This window comes from Ensifer sp. GW821-FHT05G01 (genome assembly GCF_059419585.1).
On the sequence record NZ_JBWKSC010000007.1, the window covers coordinates 259,424 to 275,823 of the forward strand.

Here is a 16,400-nt window from a genome sequence, read left to right on the forward strand (position 1 = left end):
ATTGCGCCATGCTGGATTTCCTCGAACTCGAAGAAACCGTCGGGCGCGCCTGGCACCGTTTTATCGGCAACACGGGTACCTGGCGGCGCTATCCCGATGAGGCCGTCAAGCTGGTCGACATGATGCCGATGCTGGCGATCTGCTTTCGGGGGCACGGCGGCGAAACCGCCGTCCAGATCGTGCCGGCGCGCGGTCGCACGTCGGGCCATCGGCTGAAGTGGCGACAGAAGATGGGGCTCGGCGAGGAAAAGCTCGTTCAGCCCGGCCGGGATCACGCTTCGCTGATGCTGCCCGGCGAGATCGACATTTTTCCAGACAGACGCCTCAATATCGATCTCTACTTCTGGCTGGTCGCGTACATGGCGACCATGCCGCTCGTCCCGCGCGACGAAGCGGATCCCTTGCTGGCTGACCTGACATATTTGTCCCGGGCGCAGGAGACCGTGGCCGAGGTCTTCCAGCGCTTTCCTGGCATGCGCCACAAGTACTGCCGTCTTGCCGAAGCCGTTCTGGTCGAGCGTCAGCGCGGCTCCCTTCCGTCGGTGGAGCAGCATGTCGAAAACCGCGTGCTGCGGTTGCTGCGCAAGGCGGCCGGCCAGCTGGATACGACCTTGCCGGTGATCTTCCCGCATCGCGCCCCGCCGGGATATCTGCCGCTGCTGCCGGTCCCGCTGTGGCCGGATACGTTGCTGCGGCCGGAAACGACGACAGAACGCGATGACGATGTCGCGGCAACAGGTGCCGCCTCCAGCCAGATCGCCGAGACCGAACGCCACGTGGCCGTCCGGGAGAGCCCGGAGAACCGCAAGGGGGATCGCAGCCCCTTCATCCTCAATCGCTTCGAGAAGATCCTGGCGATGGCCGAGATGGTCAATGTCGACCGGCCATCCGACGACAGCGATGAACAAGACAACAAAGCGGCGCAGGATCTTGACGAGATGACGCTGGGCGAGCGGAAGGGCCGCCCGTCCGCCCGTTTCCGCTTCGATCTCGACCTGCCGCCGGAAGCCGTCGATCCGACGCCGCTGACATCGGAGCTGACCTATCCGGAATGGAACTACAGGACGTCGAGCTATCTCAAGGACCATTGCCGCGTCTTGGCGGGCCCGGCCTCGGGCACCGAAGACCGGGCTGAGCTTACGGCGGAAACCAGGAGCCTGATCCGGCGGGTACGGCGCCAGTTCGAGGTGCTTCGGCCGCGCAACGAAATCCTGCGCGCGCAGATCGACGGCGCTGACCTCGATCTCGATGCCGTGGTGCGCGCCCGCACCGATCTGGCTGCAGGCGGGCAGGGGAGCGATCGCATCCACCTGATGAGCCGCCCGCAGGTTCACGATCTCGCGGTCACGATCTTGGTCGACGTCTCGCTTTCGACCGATGCCTGGTCCGACAATCGCCGGGTGCTCGACGTGGAGAAGGAGGCCCTGCTCATTCTCGCCCACGGCCTGTCTGCCTGCGGCGACAATCATTCGATCCTCACCTTCACCTCGCGCCGGCGCGACTGGGTAAAGGTGGAGAGCGTCAAGGCTTTCGACGAGCCGATGAGTTCGCTCGTCGAAAGCCGTATCGCCGCCCTGAAGCCGGGATACTACACCCGCATCGGGGCCGCCATCCGCCATGCCGCAGCCGAACTGCAGAAACAGCCCAACCGCAAGAAGCTGTTGTTGGTCCTGACCGACGGCAAGCCGAATGACATTGATCATTACGAAGGGCGCTTCGCGCTGGAGGACAGCCGCAAGGCCGTCATGGAAGCGCGCCGCAGCGGCATCAGCACTTTTGCGGTTACCGTCGACCGCGAGGCGCAGTCCTACGTGCCGGCCATGTTCGGCCATAACGGCTATGCGTTGGTCGGCAATATCGCCCGGCTGCCGGCGGCATTACCGGCGATATACCGAAGCCTCGCGGGATAGGACGTTACTTGAAACAGAAAAAGGCCCGGTTGCGACCGGGCCTTTTTTGTTGGGTGTTGTCAGCGGTTCAGGCGGCTTTGCTGTGCGTGCGTTGTGCGTCGTCGATGTAGGCATCGAACGCTGCGGCGACGGCGCGGATCACGAAGCGATGATCCTGCCTGACCGTCAAGACGCCATCGGCGATATCGAGCACGCCATCATCGACCATCGTTGCCAGCCGAACATTGCCGCCGAGAAGGAAATCCGGGTCTCGTCCGTGTGCGGTGGCGATTGCCTTGATGTCGACGGTGAAGTCGCACATCAACCTCTCGATGATTTCGGCACGCAGGCGGTCTTCCTCGGTCAGCCGGTAACCCTTCGTGGTTGCCAGTCGGCCGGAGGCGATATGGCTGGCATAAAGCCCCGGAGGAACCTCGTTCTGCACATAGCCGTCTCGCGAGCGGCCGATTGCCGAGGCGCCGAAGCCGATCAGCGTTTCGCAATTGTCCGTGGTGTAGCCCTGAAAGTTCCGCCGAAGCACGCCGGCCGATTGTGCGAGCACCAGATCGTCGTCGGGCAGGGCGAAGTGGTCGAGCCCGATCTGGCGGTAACCCGCTTGGCAAAGCGCTTCGCTGATGGCGAGCGCCTGATCGGTGCGCGCCGAAGCGTCGGGCAGCACGGCCTCGTCGATCATACGCTGGTGCTTCTTGAAGGATGGCACATGCGCGTAGCCGAAGACGGCAAAGCGTTCCGGTCGCATCGCGGTCGCAGCCTGGACCGTCTCGACGCAGGAGCGAACCGTCTGGTGTGGCAATCCGTAGATCAGGTCGAAATTGATACCTGCGACACCGGCGTTGCGAAGATGGGCCACCGCGTCGGCCGTCTGTTGCTCGCTCTGGATCCGGTTGATGGCCTTCTGCACGACCGGGTCGAAGCTCTGCACGCCGAGGCTGGCGCGCCTGACGCCGCCTTCGCCAAGCGCCTGCGCCATGGCGACGGTCAGGCGGCGAGGATCGATTTCGACAGCCACGCCCGTTTCGGCACCAAACTGATAACGCGCACGCAGGAGTGCCATCAGGGCCAGGAATTCTTCCGGTTCGATGATCGTCGGCGTCCCGCCGCCGAAATGGACCTCGCCGATCGGCAGCGGTCCCGACACATGATCGGCGACCATGCCGATCTCCTGCCTCAGCACATTGAGGTAATCGAGGATCGGCTCGTCCTGTCGGGTAATCGTGGTGTGACAACCGCAGTACCAGCACATCGACCGACAGAAGGGGATGTGCAGATAGAGAGAAACATCCCTGTCCGCCGGGACCGCGCCGAGCCAATCGGCGTAGGTGTCGCGACCGATGCCGGCGGAAAACCGCGGCGCGGTCGGATAGCTGGTGTAACGCGGCAAGCGCATCTCGGCGTATTTCATGAGGGCGGTGGACTGCATGGCGGTTCCTATCGATGTCGAACGATCGAACCGTTCTAGGCCGGATGGCCGTCGTCGTTCTTTGCGAAAAGCCAAGTAAGCGGGCGACAGGTGGCAAAGCGGGATTTGTTTGCGCTTCGACAAAATGTCGCGTTGTCGGTGGCACTAGGCTTTGCAAATCCGGGCCGTTTGCGTCGGCGTTTCCCGGAAACCGAGGCAACAACGGCGCCCTGAACGGACTGAAATGACCACTGCAGAAACAGAAACCAAGCCCTTCATCGACGTGCGTACCATTCCGCCCGTCGAGCGCCATCCGAAGATCTTCGGCATGGTCAATGCGCTGGCCGAAGGCGGCTCCTTCATCATCGTCAACGACCATGATCCCCGCCCGCTGCACTACCAGCTGGAAAGCCGTTATCCCGGTGAATTCACCTGGGAATACCTTGAAAACGGACCCGACGTCTGGCGGGTGGAGATCGGCCGGCAACAGGCTTCCGGCTGCGATTGCTGCTGCGGCAGCAGCAGCGGCCACTGAGAGGGCGCCCACAGCCAAAGCGTTTGCGGTTTGGGCGGGGCCGCAGACGCGCATTTCCCTTGTGTTTACGCATTTCCCGGCGGAAGACCGTTCCTCACTTTTCCTAGAAATGCTCATCGTTCAGGATGAACCGCTATGTTCGGAGCCACGCTATCTCGCTGGACGATGTCCTATTTCGCGGCGGCGCTGATTTTTCTCGCCATCGGCGAGATGATGATGGTTCTCGGCTTCGGATATCCGGTTTCTTCCATCGAAGCCCCTGAAACCCTGGCACTCGTTCATACCATTGCGCTTGGCTGGCTCAGCCTGCTGATGGCGGGAGCCCTGTTGCAATTCGTGCCTGTTCTCGTTGGTCGGCCGCTTTCGTTTCCGCACCTGGCTTTTCCAGCTTTGGTGCTGCTGGTTGTCGGTATAACCAGCCTGGTCCTAGGCTTTGCCAGCCTCGCGGGTACCGACGGCCTTTCGCCGCTCCTGCTCCCGGTGGGGGCGACTGTGACGATTGCCGGTTTCGGCCTGCTCGTCAGCGTCTTTGCAACGACACTATGGCAGGCGCGTCCGCTGCCGCTGCCTGCGCGTTTCGTCGCTGCCGGCCTCGGGTCGCTCGTCATCGCTTGTTTGCTTGGTGGCACCTACGCATTCGTCCTTTCCGGACTTGCCGATGCGCCGGGCGCGATCGATCTGACGCTCGAAGGTGTTTCGCTTCACGCGGCACTGGGGCTGGGTGGCTGGTTGAGCTTTACGACCATGGGGGTCAGCTACCGGCTCCTGACCATGTTCATGCTGTCGCCCGACCGGGAACGACGCAGCAGCAGGACCGTCTGGATACTGGGCGCTGCGGCCCTCGGCATGATCGTCTGCATCGTGCCGATGATCCTTGTCGGCTTTGCCGGCCGGACAACAGTGCTTGTCGTTGCCGCGCTTGCCAGCGTGATCGCCATCGGAATTTACATGGCCGACATCGTCAGGATCTACCGCGGGCGAAAGCGCAAGCTGATCGAGCTAAACAGCCGCGCCGGCATCGGCGCGTTCGCCGCACTGATTGTCGCGACCGTCATCTTCGTGGCTTTGCTCATCAGCGGCCAGATCCCGGAAGGCGTGGGGCCGCTCGTCTATCTCGTCACCTTCGGCTGGTTGACCGGCATGGGGTTGGCGCAGCTCTACAAGATCGTGCCTTTCATCACCTGGCTCGAATGCTACGGCCCTCTGCTCGGACGCATGCCGACGCCGCGGGTTCAGGATCTGGTCGTCGAGACGCGAGCAGCGTTCTGGTTCCGGCTCTTCTATCTCACCGTGGCCGTTGCCTCGGTCGCGCTTTATCTCGACAGCACATGGCTGTTTCGAGCCGGCAGCCTTGGCCAGTTGATTGCGGTCAATGCGCTGGTCTTCGAGTTCGTGGCAACACGACGGCTCAGCAACGTGCCGAGCAATCTTCGACTTCCCGGCGGGTTCACCGGTCCGCATCTTTTCTTCCCATCGTTTCAGTCACGGAGACAACCATGACCAAAGACCCCTATGAGCTCGACGTCAGGCCGCTTCTGAAGAGCGGCAGCGATCCGTTCCAGGCCATCATGAGCGCCGTCGACGGTCTCGCACCCGGCCAGCCGCTGAAATTGATCGCCACGTTCCGGCCGGTGCCGCTCTTCAGCGTCATGGCCGGCCGTGGTTTTGCATATCAGGATCAACCTCTCGGCAACGGCGATTGGGAAGTCCTGTTCACGCCTGAGGAACAGGTGGACGAGATCAGGGTTTCGGCCGGCGATACGGATCTCGATACCTGGCCGGACCCGGCACGCCAGCTCGACCTGACGGATCTGGATCCGCCAGAGCCGATGGTTCGCATTCTCGCCGTCGTGGAAAAGATGCTGGCCGGCGAGGTGCTTTTCGCGCTGCTGGCGCGCGAACCGCTGTTTCTTTACCCGGAGCTTGCCAAGCGCGGGCACAAATGGGCCGGCAACTTTGATGCGACCGGAGAAACGTATCGCATCCTGATCCGCGTCGGCGGACGCAAGGGGCACGAAAATGCAGCCGGCTGAAAGCGAAGAACTGGTCGACAGAATCCGCGACACGCTGCGCACGATCGTCGATCCGGAGATGGGGTCTAATATCGTCGATCTCGGTCTGATCTATGATATCGCCGTCCAGGAAGGCGGCCTTGTCCGGGTGACGATGACGACGACGATAAAGGGTTGCCCGGCGACTGCCTTTCTCAAGGAGGCGGTGCAGAACTGCGTCTGGTATGTGCCGGGCGTCGAGTATGCCGAAGTGCGGCTCACCTATGAGCCGCCATGGACCCCTGAAATGATGCACTAGGCCGCTGGCGGTCAACGGCCGTGAATGCCTGATGAAGGTTGCCGTGTCTGCGGCAACCTTTTTTGCTTGTGGGATGTAACTTTCAGGGCGTGTTATGCGGCGCCTCTGGGTGCGCGCCGGGCGCGAACCAGCATCGGACCGTATTCGATGCAGAACAACCCAAAGGCCATGATCCAGAGAGCACCCGAAAGTGCGAGCAGGTGATGGTAGTGAGTTGGCAGGATTTCGGCGAAGGGTCGTGCCAAAGCCGCACCGATGATCGCGATGTAAGAGGCGCAGCTTAGGTTCGAGGCAGCCAGCGGCCGTCCGGTGTGTCCGCGGCTTGCGCGCGTCATGACGGCCAGCATCATCGAGGCCATGACACCGACGGTCATCACATGCATGACCGGGTACCCGTCGAGCGCGCCGACCGCGCCGGCAGAGACGGCCGCAAAGCCGAGGGGCACGAAGGCATAGGCGGCATGCAAGACGAACACGATCTTGTCCGGCCACGTCGTCCACCCGCGCCAGCGGATAAGCCGGGCCGCCTGCATCAACGAGGCGGTGGCTGCGACGGCGGCGGTGACGATGTGCTGGGGCGAGAAGGTCCAGCAGGCCAAAGCCGCGACACCGACGAGGATGCTCGCAGTGTCGAAGCGGTTGTAGGGAACCGGAAAGTCTGTCCGGCCGAACTTGTTCAGCCAGTTGCGGGTGAAGCTCGGCAGAATTCTGCCACCGACGATCATGATCAGCATGACATAGGCGCCGATCGCCAGCCGTGCCGCTGCATCGACGTCGAGTTGACGGATGACGGAGATGTGGAACCAGAGATTGGCGGCTGAAAGCAGAACCAATCCGCCGACGACCTTCAGATCCTTCCACTTCCGACCGACGATGATTTCCCGCGCGCAGATCGCGAGCAATGCCGGCATGAACAGCGCTTCGATGATGGCCGCCGGCGTCACTCCGATGACATCCGTCATGAGCAGCGCCAGCCTCCCGGCAAGCCATAGGCCGAACAGGTAGGCGAGCGGCCACCCGGAAACGGGCAATCGGCCGGTCCAGTTCGGAACCGCGGTCAGAAGGAAGCCGGCGAGAACGGCGGACGAGAAGCCGAACAGCATCTCGTGCGCGTGCCAATGGGCAGGCCCGTAGGCCCCGGCAAGGTCGATGCCCGCAGTCAGGGCGGCGATCCATGCGGCCATGGCGAGAATCGCCCAAAGACTGGCGCCGAGAAAGAATGGCCTGAAGCCATAGGAAAAGAGAACGGGACCAGTGGTGGCGATCCCGCGCGGGATTCCTCCGCTGGGCCGTGGTTTGCTGAGGAGACTAAACATTGTTCGATCCTGTTCTTTCGCTGGGCGGACGGGTGGATGGGATCGATGTATCCGGGGCTTGCCGAGGTCTCTTTGCGAAAACGCAATTATAGAGCCCGGCCAATTCATTCCCGCGCGAAGATTTGCAGAAAAACGTCTCCTTCCTCGGCCGATTTGTTCCATGACAAAGACGCCTTTCGCTCCCGGTTCTACTTGAGACATGACTGCTGGAAAACAGGTGGTCAAAACCTGAGGCGAGCCCGCCAGGGACGGCAGGAGCCGCCGTAACACGTTGAATATCGGCATGATTTTCGGACGACCATTCCGGTCGCGCGGTCGTGCCAAAGGAGAGCAATGATGACAGAACAGCTGCAGATGACTCGCCGGACGATACTGGCCGGCGCCGCCTTCGCTGGCGCGCTGACGCCGATCCTGACGGCGACTTCGACCCAGGCCGCAACGGCCGCCGCTCCCGCGGCAACGGGCGCGGCTCCGGTCGACATTGCGACACTGGAGCGGGTCAAGGTCGACCTCGTTGCGCCGCCCTTCGTTCACGCTCACGATCAGGTCGCCAAGACCGGCCCGCGCGTGGTCGAATTCACCATGACCATCGAAGAAAAGAAGCTGGTGATCGACGGCGACGGCACCGAAGTGCACGCCATGACCTTCAACGGCTCGGTTCCCGGCCCGTTGATGGTCGTCCATGAGAACGACTATGTCGAACTCAGGCTGATCAACCCCGCGACCAACACGCTGCTGCACAATATCGACTTTCACGCGGCAACGGGTGCGCTCGGCGGCGGCGGCCTGACGCAGGTCAATCCCGGCGAGGAGACGACCCTGCGCTTCAAGGCGACCAAACAAGGCGTCTTCGTCTACCATTGCGCGCCGGAAGGCATGGTGCCCTGGCACGTTACCTCGGGCATGAACGGCGCCATCATGGTGCTGCCGCGCGACGGGCTGAAGGACGAGAAGGGACAGCCGCTGACCTATGACAAGGTCTATTATGTGGGCGAGCAGGACTTTTACATTCCGCGCGACGAGGCCGGCAACTACAAGAAATACGAAACGCCCGGCGAAGCCTATGAAGATACCGTCAAGGCCATGCGCACGCTGACGCCGACCCACGTCGTCTTCAACGGCGCGGTCGGAGCACTCACCGGCGAGAAGGCGCTGACGGCGGCCGTGGGCGAGCATGTGCTCGTCATCCACTCGCAGGCCAACCGCGATACGCGGCCGCACCTGATCGGCGGACACGGCGACTATGTCTGGGCAACCGGCAAGTTCCGCAACCCGCCGGAGCTCGACCAGGAAACCTGGTTCATTCCGGGCGGCACTGCCGGCGCGGCCTTCTACACATTCCGCCAGCCGGGCATCTATGCCTACGTCAACCACAACCTGATCGAGGCTTTCGAGCTGGGCGCGGCGGGACACTTCAAGGTCACCGGCGAGTGGAATGACGATCTGATGACCTCGGTCGTCAAGCCGGCGTCGATGTAACCCCGGCCGGCCAATCGGCTGCGCTGTCCGAGGGGGACTTCAGACAGCGCGAGCCAGCGACAAGACATGCGCCGGGTTCATCGGCGCATGCCAACAGAAGGGGAAGGTCATGCGCGATAGACGTCACAAGAATGCGGTCTCGGTGTTTTCCGTCGCCGTTCCCGCCCTGCTACTGGTTGCCATCGGCGGGGTGCTTTCGGCCAAGGTCGGGCTGCTGGATGATCTCGACGCAACGGTCGATACCCGCGTTGAAGCGCCGGTGACGGTGACGATTGAACCGCGCAGCATGGAGTATCGGGCCGAGGGCCACTTCATCAAGAATGGCTTTGCCGTCGATGCGCCGCTTGTCGATGCGACATTGGCAAAATCGTTCAGGATCATGAAGTACCAGGTCAGTCGCGCGGACTATCAACGCTGCGTCGAAGACGGCGCCTGCGAAAAGGGCGAGCCGGCGGCGAGCCTTGGCAATGATACGCCGATGACCGGTGTCAACTACACGGACGCCAGCAACTATGCCGCCTGGCTGACCGAAAAGACCGGCCAGGTCTGGCGGCTGCCGACCGATCGGCAATGGGCATTTGCCGCCGGCAAGAAGTTTCCCGACGATGCGCTCGGCATCGATGGCAGCAAGGACAATCCGGCGCTCCGATGGCTTGCGGACTACGAGCGCGAGTCGACCCGGCAGAAGTCGAAGAACCCGATGCCGCAACCGTCGGGCACGTTCGGCGAGAACGAATTCGGCGTTGCCGATCTCGATGGCAACGTCTGGGAGTGGACGCAAACCTGCCACCGTCGCGTGACGGTCGGAGAGGACGGTGAGGTGCTGAAGGAGGCACCGGCCTGCGGCATCTACGTCGTCGACGGCAAGCACCGCGCGTCGATGAGCTTCTTCATTCGCGATCCGAAGAGCGGCGGGTGTGCCGTCGGCGTGCCGCCGGATAATCTTGGCTTCCGCCTGGTTCGCGATGATCGTTGGTATGCGAACATGCTGTACGCCTTCGAGCGCCGTTTCCCCGGTGCGGTGTAACAGCGCAGGCGTACATTGTCGGCCCTGCAAGGCGATGAGTGGACGCTGGCTGCTTTTTCGGTTCGGTCGCACGTGATATAGCAGCCCGCATCGCCGATCTGTAGGAGACAGGAAACGACGTGGCTGCACTGGACCGAACACTCGTCAAATCCCTCCCGCTGTTTCAAAAGATGAGCGACCAGGAGCTGGACAGGCTTCTTGCGCATGCGACGGTGCGGCGCGTTCCTCAGAATGAAGCGGTCTTCGAGCAGGGGGCTGCGGCAGACTCGTTTTACCTGCTGCTGCACGGGCGTCTCAAGGTCACCCAGGTCACCCGTGATGGCCAACAGATCATCGTGCGTGTCGTCAACCCAGGCGATCTGTTCGGCTTTGCCCGCGCGCTGCAGCGCAGCGACTATCCGGGCACGGCGATGACGGCGACGGAAAGCCTGGTTCTTGCCTGGCCGACCGAGCTCTGGAACGTGTTCGTCGAGAGCAATCCGCATCTGGCCATCAATGCGATGCACACGATCGGCCAGCGGCTCGACGAGGCCCATACCCGCATTCGCGAGATGTCGACGGAGGAAGTCGAGCGCCGCGTCGCGCACGCGGTCCTGCGGCTCGCCGAACAGGCGGGCAAACGCGAAGAGCTCGGCGTGCGCATCGATTTCCCGATCTCCCGCCAGGATATCGCGGAAATGACCGGCACGACCCTTCATACGGTTTCGCGCATTCTCAGCGCCTGGGAGGGGCGGGGACTGGTTCAGGGCGGGCGGCAGAAGCTGCTGCTCTGTGATTTGCCAGGCCTTCGGCGTCTGGCCGAACAGGTCGAGAAGAACTAGGCTTACCGTTTTCGTTATCGGGCCGCTTCGCTCGTGAGACCGTTCGCCTTGCATGCGGCGCGGGCGGGTTTTTGCACGGCCGGCGATGTGGCCTCGATGCGCCCGTCGTTTGGCGCGGAATTCCCGTGAACCGGTTGACGCCAACGCGATGAGCAATTAGCCTAAAAATTAGGCTAGTATAAATTTGTCAAGAAAACAGGCAAATCTGTTGCGCAAATTGCTGCGCTGCATCATGATTGTGCCATGACAAACCGCGACCTCACCATTCTCGTCATCGACGAGAACGCCATCCGTGCCTCGATCATCGAGGAAGGATTGCACGAGGCGGGTCATCGCAAGGTCACCGTCATTCATGAGGTACAGGGCGTCGCGCGCATCATCGACAGCCTCAGGCCCGATGTCATCGTCATCGATATCGAAAACCCCAATCGCGACATGATGGAGCATCTCTTCCAGTTGACGCGCACGGTCGGGCGGCCGATCGCGATGTTCGTCGATCGCTCCGACACGGCCTCGATCGAGGCGGCGGTGGAGGCGGGCGTATCGGCCTATATCGTCGACGGCCTGAAGAAGGAACGCGTCAAGCCGATCCTCGACATGGCGGTCAGCCGCTTCAATGCCTTCAGCCGGCTGCAGAGGGAGCTGGCCGATGCAAGGTCCGCGCTTGAGGAGCGCAAGGTCGTCGAGCGCGCCAAGGGTATCCTAATGAAGATCCGCGGCCTGTCGGAGGAAGAAGCCTTTGCCCTGCTGCGCCAGACGGCGATGAACGAAAAGAAGAAGATGTCGGAGATCGCGCAAAGCGTGGTGACGGCTGCCGGCCTGTTGATGTGATGGTAAAGACGTGCTGCGCATCGGCTTGCTGCAAGGAGTGAGTGGAGTGAACGTCATGGCCAATTTCGGCGATCTCGGCAGCGGCCAGACCCCGACGGGTCGCGGTTTGTCGGCCCCGCAAAAGCTGCGTGGCGAGGGTGCCCGCACGCTGCGTGCCGGTTTTATCCCGCTTGTCGACGCATCTGTGCTTATCGCCGCGCGCGAGTTCGGTTTCGCCCGCAGGGAAGGCCTGACGCTCGACCTGGTCAAGGACGTGTCCTGGGCCAATGTTCGCGATCGGCTGGCTTTTCGCCAGTTCGATATTGCCCACATGCTTTCGCCGATGCCGGTCGCGGCTATGCTCGGTCTCGGCTCCAACCCGTCGCCGGCGATCGCGCCCTTTTCGCTCGGACGCGGGGGTAACGCCATCACGCTGTCCAACCGGCTCTATGCCAGGATGGTCGAGGAGGGTGGGCTTGGGGGAGCCGGAGACGCGCTTGCAAATGCCCGGGCGCTTGCCGCCGTGCTTGCGCGCATGACCTCACTGGGCGAAGCGCCGCCGACCCTGGGTGTCACCTATCCTTTTTCCTCGCACAATTACGAATTCCGCTACTGGCTGGCTGCCGGCGGCATCGATCCGGATCGTGACGTCAAGCTCGTGGTCGTGCCGCCGCCGATGACCTCCGACGCGCTCGCCGCTGGCGCGATCGATGGTTTCTGTGTCGGTGCGCCCTGGAACATGGTCGCGTCCGAGCGCGGCGTCGGCCGGATTGTTGCCGCCAAGCAGGATATCTGGCCGTCGGCGCCGGAAAAAGTCATCGGCATGCGCCCTGAATGGGCCGAGGCCAATCCGGAGACCGTTTCGCGATTGATCGTGGCGCTGGATGCCGCCGCGCAGTGGTGCGACGATCCGCAAAATCGTGATAGCCTGTCCGGTGTGCTGGCCGACCAGCACTATGTCGGCGCGCCGGTCGAAATCATCCGCCGCGTGCTTTCCGGCGAGTTCACCATCGACGCGGAAGGGCAGCGCCGGGTCATCGATGACTATTTCGTCTTCCATCGCGGCTTCGCCAACTACCCCCGCTCCAGCCATGCGCTGTGGATCTACAGTCAGATGGCGCGTTGGGGGCAGGCGAGCGTCAGCGCGGAAGGGATGACGGCGGCGGCGTCTGCTTACCGCCCGGATCTCTATCGCCTCGCTCTCGGGAAGGACGCCGTACCGGCGGGGCCCGACATCGGGATTGAGGGCGCATCTGCCGACGATCGTTTCATGGACGGACATGTATTCGACCCGGCCGCCATCGAGGCCTATGTCGAGGCGTTCCCGGTCCGGACCAAAGGCAGTGCGGCGCCGTTTGACGCCGACAACTGACACTGTCGGGCGCTGCTTGTTTGGGCAGAGTCGCCAGACCCGTTGTGTGCGGCGCACAATAATTCAGCAGAGCCTAAAGCAGCTATTTTGTTGTGCATTTATGTCGATCGAGTTTTTTTCCTTTTATATCAATGCTCTAAGCTGCGGCCATTCGAACTGGCACGGCCTTTGCATTTTAGAAATCGCTTCGGTCAACGGCGATTGAAGCGAGTTCAAACGCCAGATCGCGTTTGCCAGAGACACTGACGTCGCAAGGTTTTTGTTTCCCGAGGATTCCTCCTGATCCCGGACGCAATCTCCAAGCGGCGTTTTTTTATGTCCGGCGTTGCCCGGCAGCAGCAGAGGAACCTGCGCATGACCAAGTTTTTGACCGGCGGACTGACCCGTCGCAGCCTGCTGAAGACCACAGCGACGGCCGCCCTTTTCGGTGCCGTCAAGACGGCCTTCCCGACCGGCGCCTTTGCACAATCGGCCGGTCCCGAGACCACCAAGGCCGTTCTCGGCTTCATTGCTCTGACAGACTCCGCGCCGTTGATCATCGCCAAGGAGAAAGGCTTCTTCGACAAGTACGGCATGACCGAAGTCGACGTCGTCAAGCAGGCGTCTTGGGGCACGACGCGTGACAATCTGGTGCTCGGTTCGGACGGTTCCGGTATCGACGGCGCTCATATCCTGACGCCGATGCCCTACCTCATTTCGACCGGCAAGGTGACGCAGAACAACCAGCCGCTGCCGATGGCGATCCTCGCTCGCCTCAACCTCGATGCGCAGGCGATCTCCGTCGGTGGCGCCTATGCCGATCTCAAGGTCGGTCTGGACGCGTCTGCCCTGAAGGAAGCCTTTGCCAGGAAGAAGGTGGAAGGCGCTGCGGCCAAGGTGGCGATGACCTTCCCGGGCGGCACCCATGATCTGTGGCTGCGCTACTGGCTTGCCGCCGGCGGCATCGATCCGGACACGGATGTCGAAACCATCGTCGTCCCGCCGCCGCAGATGGTCGCCAACATGAAGGTCGGCACCATGGACTGTTTCTGCGTCGGCGAGCCGTGGAACGAGCAGCTCGTCAACCAGAAGATCGGCTACACAGCCGTCAACACCGCCGAGATCTGGAACGAGCATCCGGAAAAATCCTTCGCCATGCGCGCCGACTGGGTGGAGAAGAACCCGCGCGCCGCCAAGGCGCTCACCATGGCGATCCAGGAAGCGGCGCAATGGTGCGACGACATGGCCAACAAGGAAGAACTGGCGAAGATCGTCGGCAAGCGCAGCTGGTTCAACGTTCCTCCGAAGGACATCGTCGATCGGCTGAAGGGCGAATACGACTACGGCAACGGCAAGGTCGTCGAGGCCAGCCCGCATCTCATGAAATTCTGGCGAGACCACGCCTCCTATCCCTACCAGAGCCACGATGCATGGTTCCTGACCGAGAACATCCGCTGGGGCAAGTTCGCGCCCGATACCGATATCAAGGCGCTGGTTGCCAAGGTCAATCGCGAGGACATCTGGCGTGAGGCGGCCAAGGATCTCGGCGTTGCCGATATCCCGTCCTCGACATCGCGCGGCATCGAAAAATTCTTCGACGGCAAGGTTTTCGATCCCGCGGACCCGCAGGCCTATCTCAAGAGCCTTTCGATCTCGCGCGTCGCCTGAACCATCGCGGTGCTGGCGGGCGTCGCTCGCCGGCATCCGGTTTCGAATTCCAAGGAGAACGGTATGTCCGTCACCAACCTCAAACTCAAGGACCAGCCGGCGTCGCGGCCTGCGGCCCCAGTGATTGCCTTTACCCGCTCGGTGAAGCAGGCAGGCAGCCGTCCGCTGCTGGCGCGGCTCGCCGCCGGGGCCGCAAACGTCGCGCCGCTCATCGTCACGCTTTCGCTGATCCTCATCGCCTGGCAGATCGTCTGTTCGGCGCCCGATTCCAGCCTGCCGTCTCCGACGCGGGTGCTTGAGGAAAGCTGGGAGCTGATCGCCCATCCCTTCTATGTCGGCCAGGGAGTCGACCAGGGCCTGTTCTGGCACATTGCGGCGAGCCTGCAGCGGGTGGCCATCGGCTATGCGCTCGCTGCAGTCGTCGGCGTCGCGCTCGGCGCACTGGTCGGCCAGAGCCAGCTGGCCATGCGTGGCCTCGATCCGATCTTCCAGGTTCTGCGCACGGTGCCGCCGCTTGCCTGGCTTCCCTTGTCGCTGGCCGCCTTCCAGGACGGTACGCCCTCGGCGATCTTCGTGATCTTCATCACCGCCATCTGGCCGATCATCATCAACACCGCCGTCGGTATCCGCAACATTCCGCAGGACTACCAGAACGTCGCCAAGGTGCTGCGGCTCAATGCCTTCGAATATTTCGGCAAGATCATGCTGCCGGCGGCAGCCCCCTACATCTTCACCGGTCTTCGCATCGGCATCGGCCTGTCGTGGCTCGCCATCGTCGCCGCCGAAATGCTGATCGGTGGCGTCGGCATCGGCTTCTTCATCTGGGATGCGTGGAACTCGTCGCTGATCAGCGACATCATCGTTGCGCTGATCTACGTCGGGATCGTCGGCTTCTTCCTCGATCGTCTCATCGCCCTCGTCGGCCGCGTCGTCACCCGCGGCACTGCCACCGCGTGAGAAAGGTAAAGATCATGACCAAGAGCTATCTCTCGCTTGAACTGATCGACAAGAGTTTTGAACGCGGCAATGTCAGGACAGAGGTCCTGAAGCAGGTCTCGCTTTCCGTCGACAAGGGCGAATTCATCTCGATCATCGGCCATTCCGGCTGCGGAAAGTCGACGCTGCTCAACATCGTCGCCGGCCTGACACAGGCCACCACTGGCGTGGTGCTGCTCGACGGCCGGGTTGCCGACGAGCCGGGACCGGACCGCGCCGTTGTCTTCCAGAACCACTCGCTGCTGCCCTGGCTAACGGTCTACGAGAACGTTCGCCTCGGCGTCGACAAGGTTTTCGGTTCGACGAAGTCGAAGGCGGAGCGCCATGAATGGACGATGCGCAATCTCGAGCTGGTGCAGATGGCGCATGCCGGCGACAAGCGCCCCTCCGAGGTGTCGGGCGGCATGAAACAGCGCGTCGGCATCGCCCGGGCGCTGGCCATGGAGCCGAAGGTTCTGCTGCTCGACGAGCCGTTCGGCGCGCTCGATGCGCTGACCCGCGCCCACCTGCAGGACCAGGTGATGCAGATCCATGCCGAACTCGGCAACACGGTGCTGATGATCACCCATGATGTCGACGAGGCGGTGCTGCTTTCGGACCGCATCGTCATGATGACCAATGGCCCGTCGGCGCGCATCGGCGAGATCCTCGCCGTGCCGCTTGCCCGTCCGCGCCGGCGCATCGAGCTTGCGGCCGACCGAACCTATCTCAAATGCCGCGAAGCGGTGCTCAAGTTCCTCTACGAGCGCCACCGTTTCGTCGAAGCTGCGGAGTGATT

General features: G+C 62.5%; 15 protein-coding genes. 13 read left to right on the plus strand and 2 right to left on the minus strand.

Annotated elements, in window-relative coordinates; genetic code table 11:
• The first annotated feature begins 8 nt into the window (after positions 1 to 8).
• Positions 9 to 1,910: a nitric oxide reductase activation protein NorD gene (locus tag AC07UR_RS18945; RefSeq protein ID WP_209789093.1), complete on the plus strand. Its 1,902-nt coding sequence runs from the start codon at positions 9 to 11 to the stop codon at positions 1,908 to 1,910.
• Between the two features lie 67 nt (positions 1,911 to 1,977).
• On the opposite strand, the gene hemN is transcribed toward AC07UR_RS18945, so the two are convergent.
• Positions 1,978 to 3,330 (minus strand): oxygen-independent coproporphyrinogen III oxidase, encoded by a 1,353-nt coding sequence (hemN, locus tag AC07UR_RS18950; protein ID WP_209789095.1) that lies wholly within the window; start codon positions 3,328 to 3,330, stop codon positions 1,978 to 1,980.
• Positions 3,331 to 3,553: 223 nt separating this feature from the next.
• Here hemN and AC07UR_RS18955 point away from each other — a divergent pair, with 223 nt between their 5' ends.
• From AC07UR_RS18955 to AC07UR_RS18970, 4 genes are all read left to right on the plus strand, one after another.
• Positions 3,554 to 3,844, plus strand: coding sequence for a DUF2249 domain-containing protein (locus AC07UR_RS18955; protein WP_209789097.1), 291 nt, complete (start codon positions 3,554 to 3,556; stop codon positions 3,842 to 3,844).
• 135 nt (positions 3,845 to 3,979) lie between these two features.
• Positions 3,980 to 5,344 (plus strand): hypothetical protein, encoded by a 1,365-nt coding sequence (locus tag AC07UR_RS18960; protein ID WP_173421382.1) that lies wholly within the window; start codon positions 3,980 to 3,982, stop codon positions 5,342 to 5,344.
• Positions 5,341 to 5,877, plus strand: a complete 537-nt coding sequence (locus tag AC07UR_RS18965; RefSeq protein WP_173421383.1) for a DUF2249 domain-containing protein — start codon at positions 5,341 to 5,343, stop codon at positions 5,875 to 5,877. Before AC07UR_RS18960 ends, AC07UR_RS18965 begins: the two co-directional genes overlap by 4 nt.
• A complete protein-coding gene (locus AC07UR_RS18970) occupies positions 5,864 to 6,154 on the plus strand; it encodes a metal-sulfur cluster assembly factor (protein WP_173421384.1) in 291 nt (96 codons plus the stop codon). The genes AC07UR_RS18965 and AC07UR_RS18970 overlap by 14 nt, the downstream gene beginning before the upstream one ends.
• Before the next feature lie 92 nt (positions 6,155 to 6,246).
• Here AC07UR_RS18970 and AC07UR_RS18975 read toward each other — a convergent pair whose 3' ends face one another.
• Positions 6,247 to 7,470 (minus strand): NnrS family protein, encoded by a 1,224-nt coding sequence (locus tag AC07UR_RS18975; protein WP_209789099.1) that lies wholly within the window; start codon positions 7,468 to 7,470, stop codon positions 6,247 to 6,249.
• 336 nt (positions 7,471 to 7,806) lie between these two features.
• Between AC07UR_RS18975 and nirK the strand changes: the two genes are divergently transcribed.
• From nirK to AC07UR_RS19015, 8 genes are all read left to right on the plus strand, one after another.
• Positions 7,807 to 8,949 carry a copper-containing nitrite reductase gene (gene nirK, locus AC07UR_RS18980; RefSeq protein WP_173421386.1) on the plus strand — a complete coding sequence of 381 codons (1,143 nt, stop codon included), beginning with the start codon at positions 7,807 to 7,809 and terminating at the stop codon, positions 8,947 to 8,949.
• Positions 8,950 to 9,058: 109 nt separating this feature from the next.
• Positions 9,059 to 9,976 carry an SUMF1/EgtB/PvdO family nonheme iron enzyme gene (locus AC07UR_RS18985; protein ID WP_209789107.1) on the plus strand — a complete coding sequence of 306 codons (918 nt, stop codon included), beginning with the start codon at positions 9,059 to 9,061 and terminating at the stop codon, positions 9,974 to 9,976.
• A 119-nt stretch (positions 9,977 to 10,095) separates the two neighbouring features.
• A complete protein-coding gene (locus AC07UR_RS18990) occupies positions 10,096 to 10,797 on the plus strand; it encodes a Crp/Fnr family transcriptional regulator (RefSeq protein ID WP_327795819.1) in 702 nt (233 codons plus the stop codon).
• A 243-nt stretch (positions 10,798 to 11,040) separates the two neighbouring features.
• Positions 11,041 to 11,628 (plus strand): ANTAR domain-containing response regulator, encoded by a 588-nt coding sequence (locus tag AC07UR_RS18995; RefSeq protein WP_053248712.1) that lies wholly within the window; start codon positions 11,041 to 11,043, stop codon positions 11,626 to 11,628.
• Between the two features lie 55 nt (positions 11,629 to 11,683).
• Positions 11,684 to 12,979 carry a CmpA/NrtA family ABC transporter substrate-binding protein gene (locus tag AC07UR_RS19000; protein WP_209789109.1) on the plus strand — a complete coding sequence of 432 codons (1,296 nt, stop codon included), beginning with the start codon at positions 11,684 to 11,686 and terminating at the stop codon, positions 12,977 to 12,979.
• 354 nt (positions 12,980 to 13,333) lie between these two features.
• Positions 13,334 to 14,626 (plus strand): CmpA/NrtA family ABC transporter substrate-binding protein, encoded by a 1,293-nt coding sequence (locus AC07UR_RS19005; protein ID WP_209789112.1) that lies wholly within the window; start codon positions 13,334 to 13,336, stop codon positions 14,624 to 14,626.
• 63 nt (positions 14,627 to 14,689) lie between these two features.
• The gene (gene ntrB / locus AC07UR_RS19010) at positions 14,690 to 15,583 is read left to right on the plus strand and encodes a nitrate ABC transporter permease (RefSeq protein ID WP_209789114.1); all 894 of its coding nucleotides are present in this window, start codon (positions 14,690 to 14,692) and stop codon (positions 15,581 to 15,583) included.
• 14 nt (positions 15,584 to 15,597) lie between these two features.
• Positions 15,598 to 16,398, plus strand: coding sequence for an ABC transporter ATP-binding protein (locus AC07UR_RS19015; protein WP_173421391.1), 801 nt, complete (start codon positions 15,598 to 15,600; stop codon positions 16,396 to 16,398).
• Positions 16,399 to 16,400 lie beyond the last annotated feature (2 nt).

Excerpts from the sequence above, each read along its gene's own strand:
- AC07UR_RS18965 (WP_173421383.1), top strand. The coding sequence starts at position 5,341 with ATGACCAAAGACCCCTATGAGCTCGACGTCAGGCCGCTTCTGAAGAGC.
- AC07UR_RS18995 (WP_053248712.1), top strand. The coding sequence starts at position 11,041 with ATGACAAACCGCGACCTCACCATTCTCGTCATCGACGAGAACGCCATC.
- AC07UR_RS19015 (WP_173421391.1), top strand. The coding sequence starts at position 15,598 with ATGACCAAGAGCTATCTCTCGCTTGAACTGATCGACAAGAGTTTTGAA.
- AC07UR_RS18975 (WP_209789099.1), bottom strand. The coding sequence starts at position 7,470 with ATGTTTAGTCTCCTCAGCAAACCACGGCCCAGCGGAGGAATCCCGCGC.
- ntrB (WP_209789114.1), top strand. The coding sequence starts at position 14,690 with ATGTCCGTCACCAACCTCAAACTCAAGGACCAGCCGGCGTCGCGGCCT.
- hemN (WP_209789095.1), bottom strand. The coding sequence starts at position 3,330 with ATGCAGTCCACCGCCCTCATGAAATACGCCGAGATGCGCTTGCCGCGT.
- AC07UR_RS18945 (WP_209789093.1), top strand. The coding sequence starts at position 9 with ATGCTGGATTTCCTCGAACTCGAAGAAACCGTCGGGCGCGCCTGGCAC.
- AC07UR_RS19005 (WP_209789112.1), top strand. The coding sequence starts at position 13,334 with ATGACCAAGTTTTTGACCGGCGGACTGACCCGTCGCAGCCTGCTGAAG.
- AC07UR_RS18970 (WP_173421384.1), top strand. The coding sequence starts at position 5,864 with ATGCAGCCGGCTGAAAGCGAAGAACTGGTCGACAGAATCCGCGACACG.
- AC07UR_RS18985 (WP_209789107.1), top strand. The coding sequence starts at position 9,059 with ATGCGCGATAGACGTCACAAGAATGCGGTCTCGGTGTTTTCCGTCGCC.
- AC07UR_RS18960 (WP_173421382.1), top strand. The coding sequence starts at position 3,980 with ATGTTCGGAGCCACGCTATCTCGCTGGACGATGTCCTATTTCGCGGCG.
- AC07UR_RS19000 (WP_209789109.1), top strand. The coding sequence starts at position 11,684 with ATGGCCAATTTCGGCGATCTCGGCAGCGGCCAGACCCCGACGGGTCGC.
- nirK (WP_173421386.1), top strand. The coding sequence starts at position 7,807 with ATGACAGAACAGCTGCAGATGACTCGCCGGACGATACTGGCCGGCGCC.
- AC07UR_RS18955 (WP_209789097.1), top strand. The coding sequence starts at position 3,554 with ATGACCACTGCAGAAACAGAAACCAAGCCCTTCATCGACGTGCGTACC.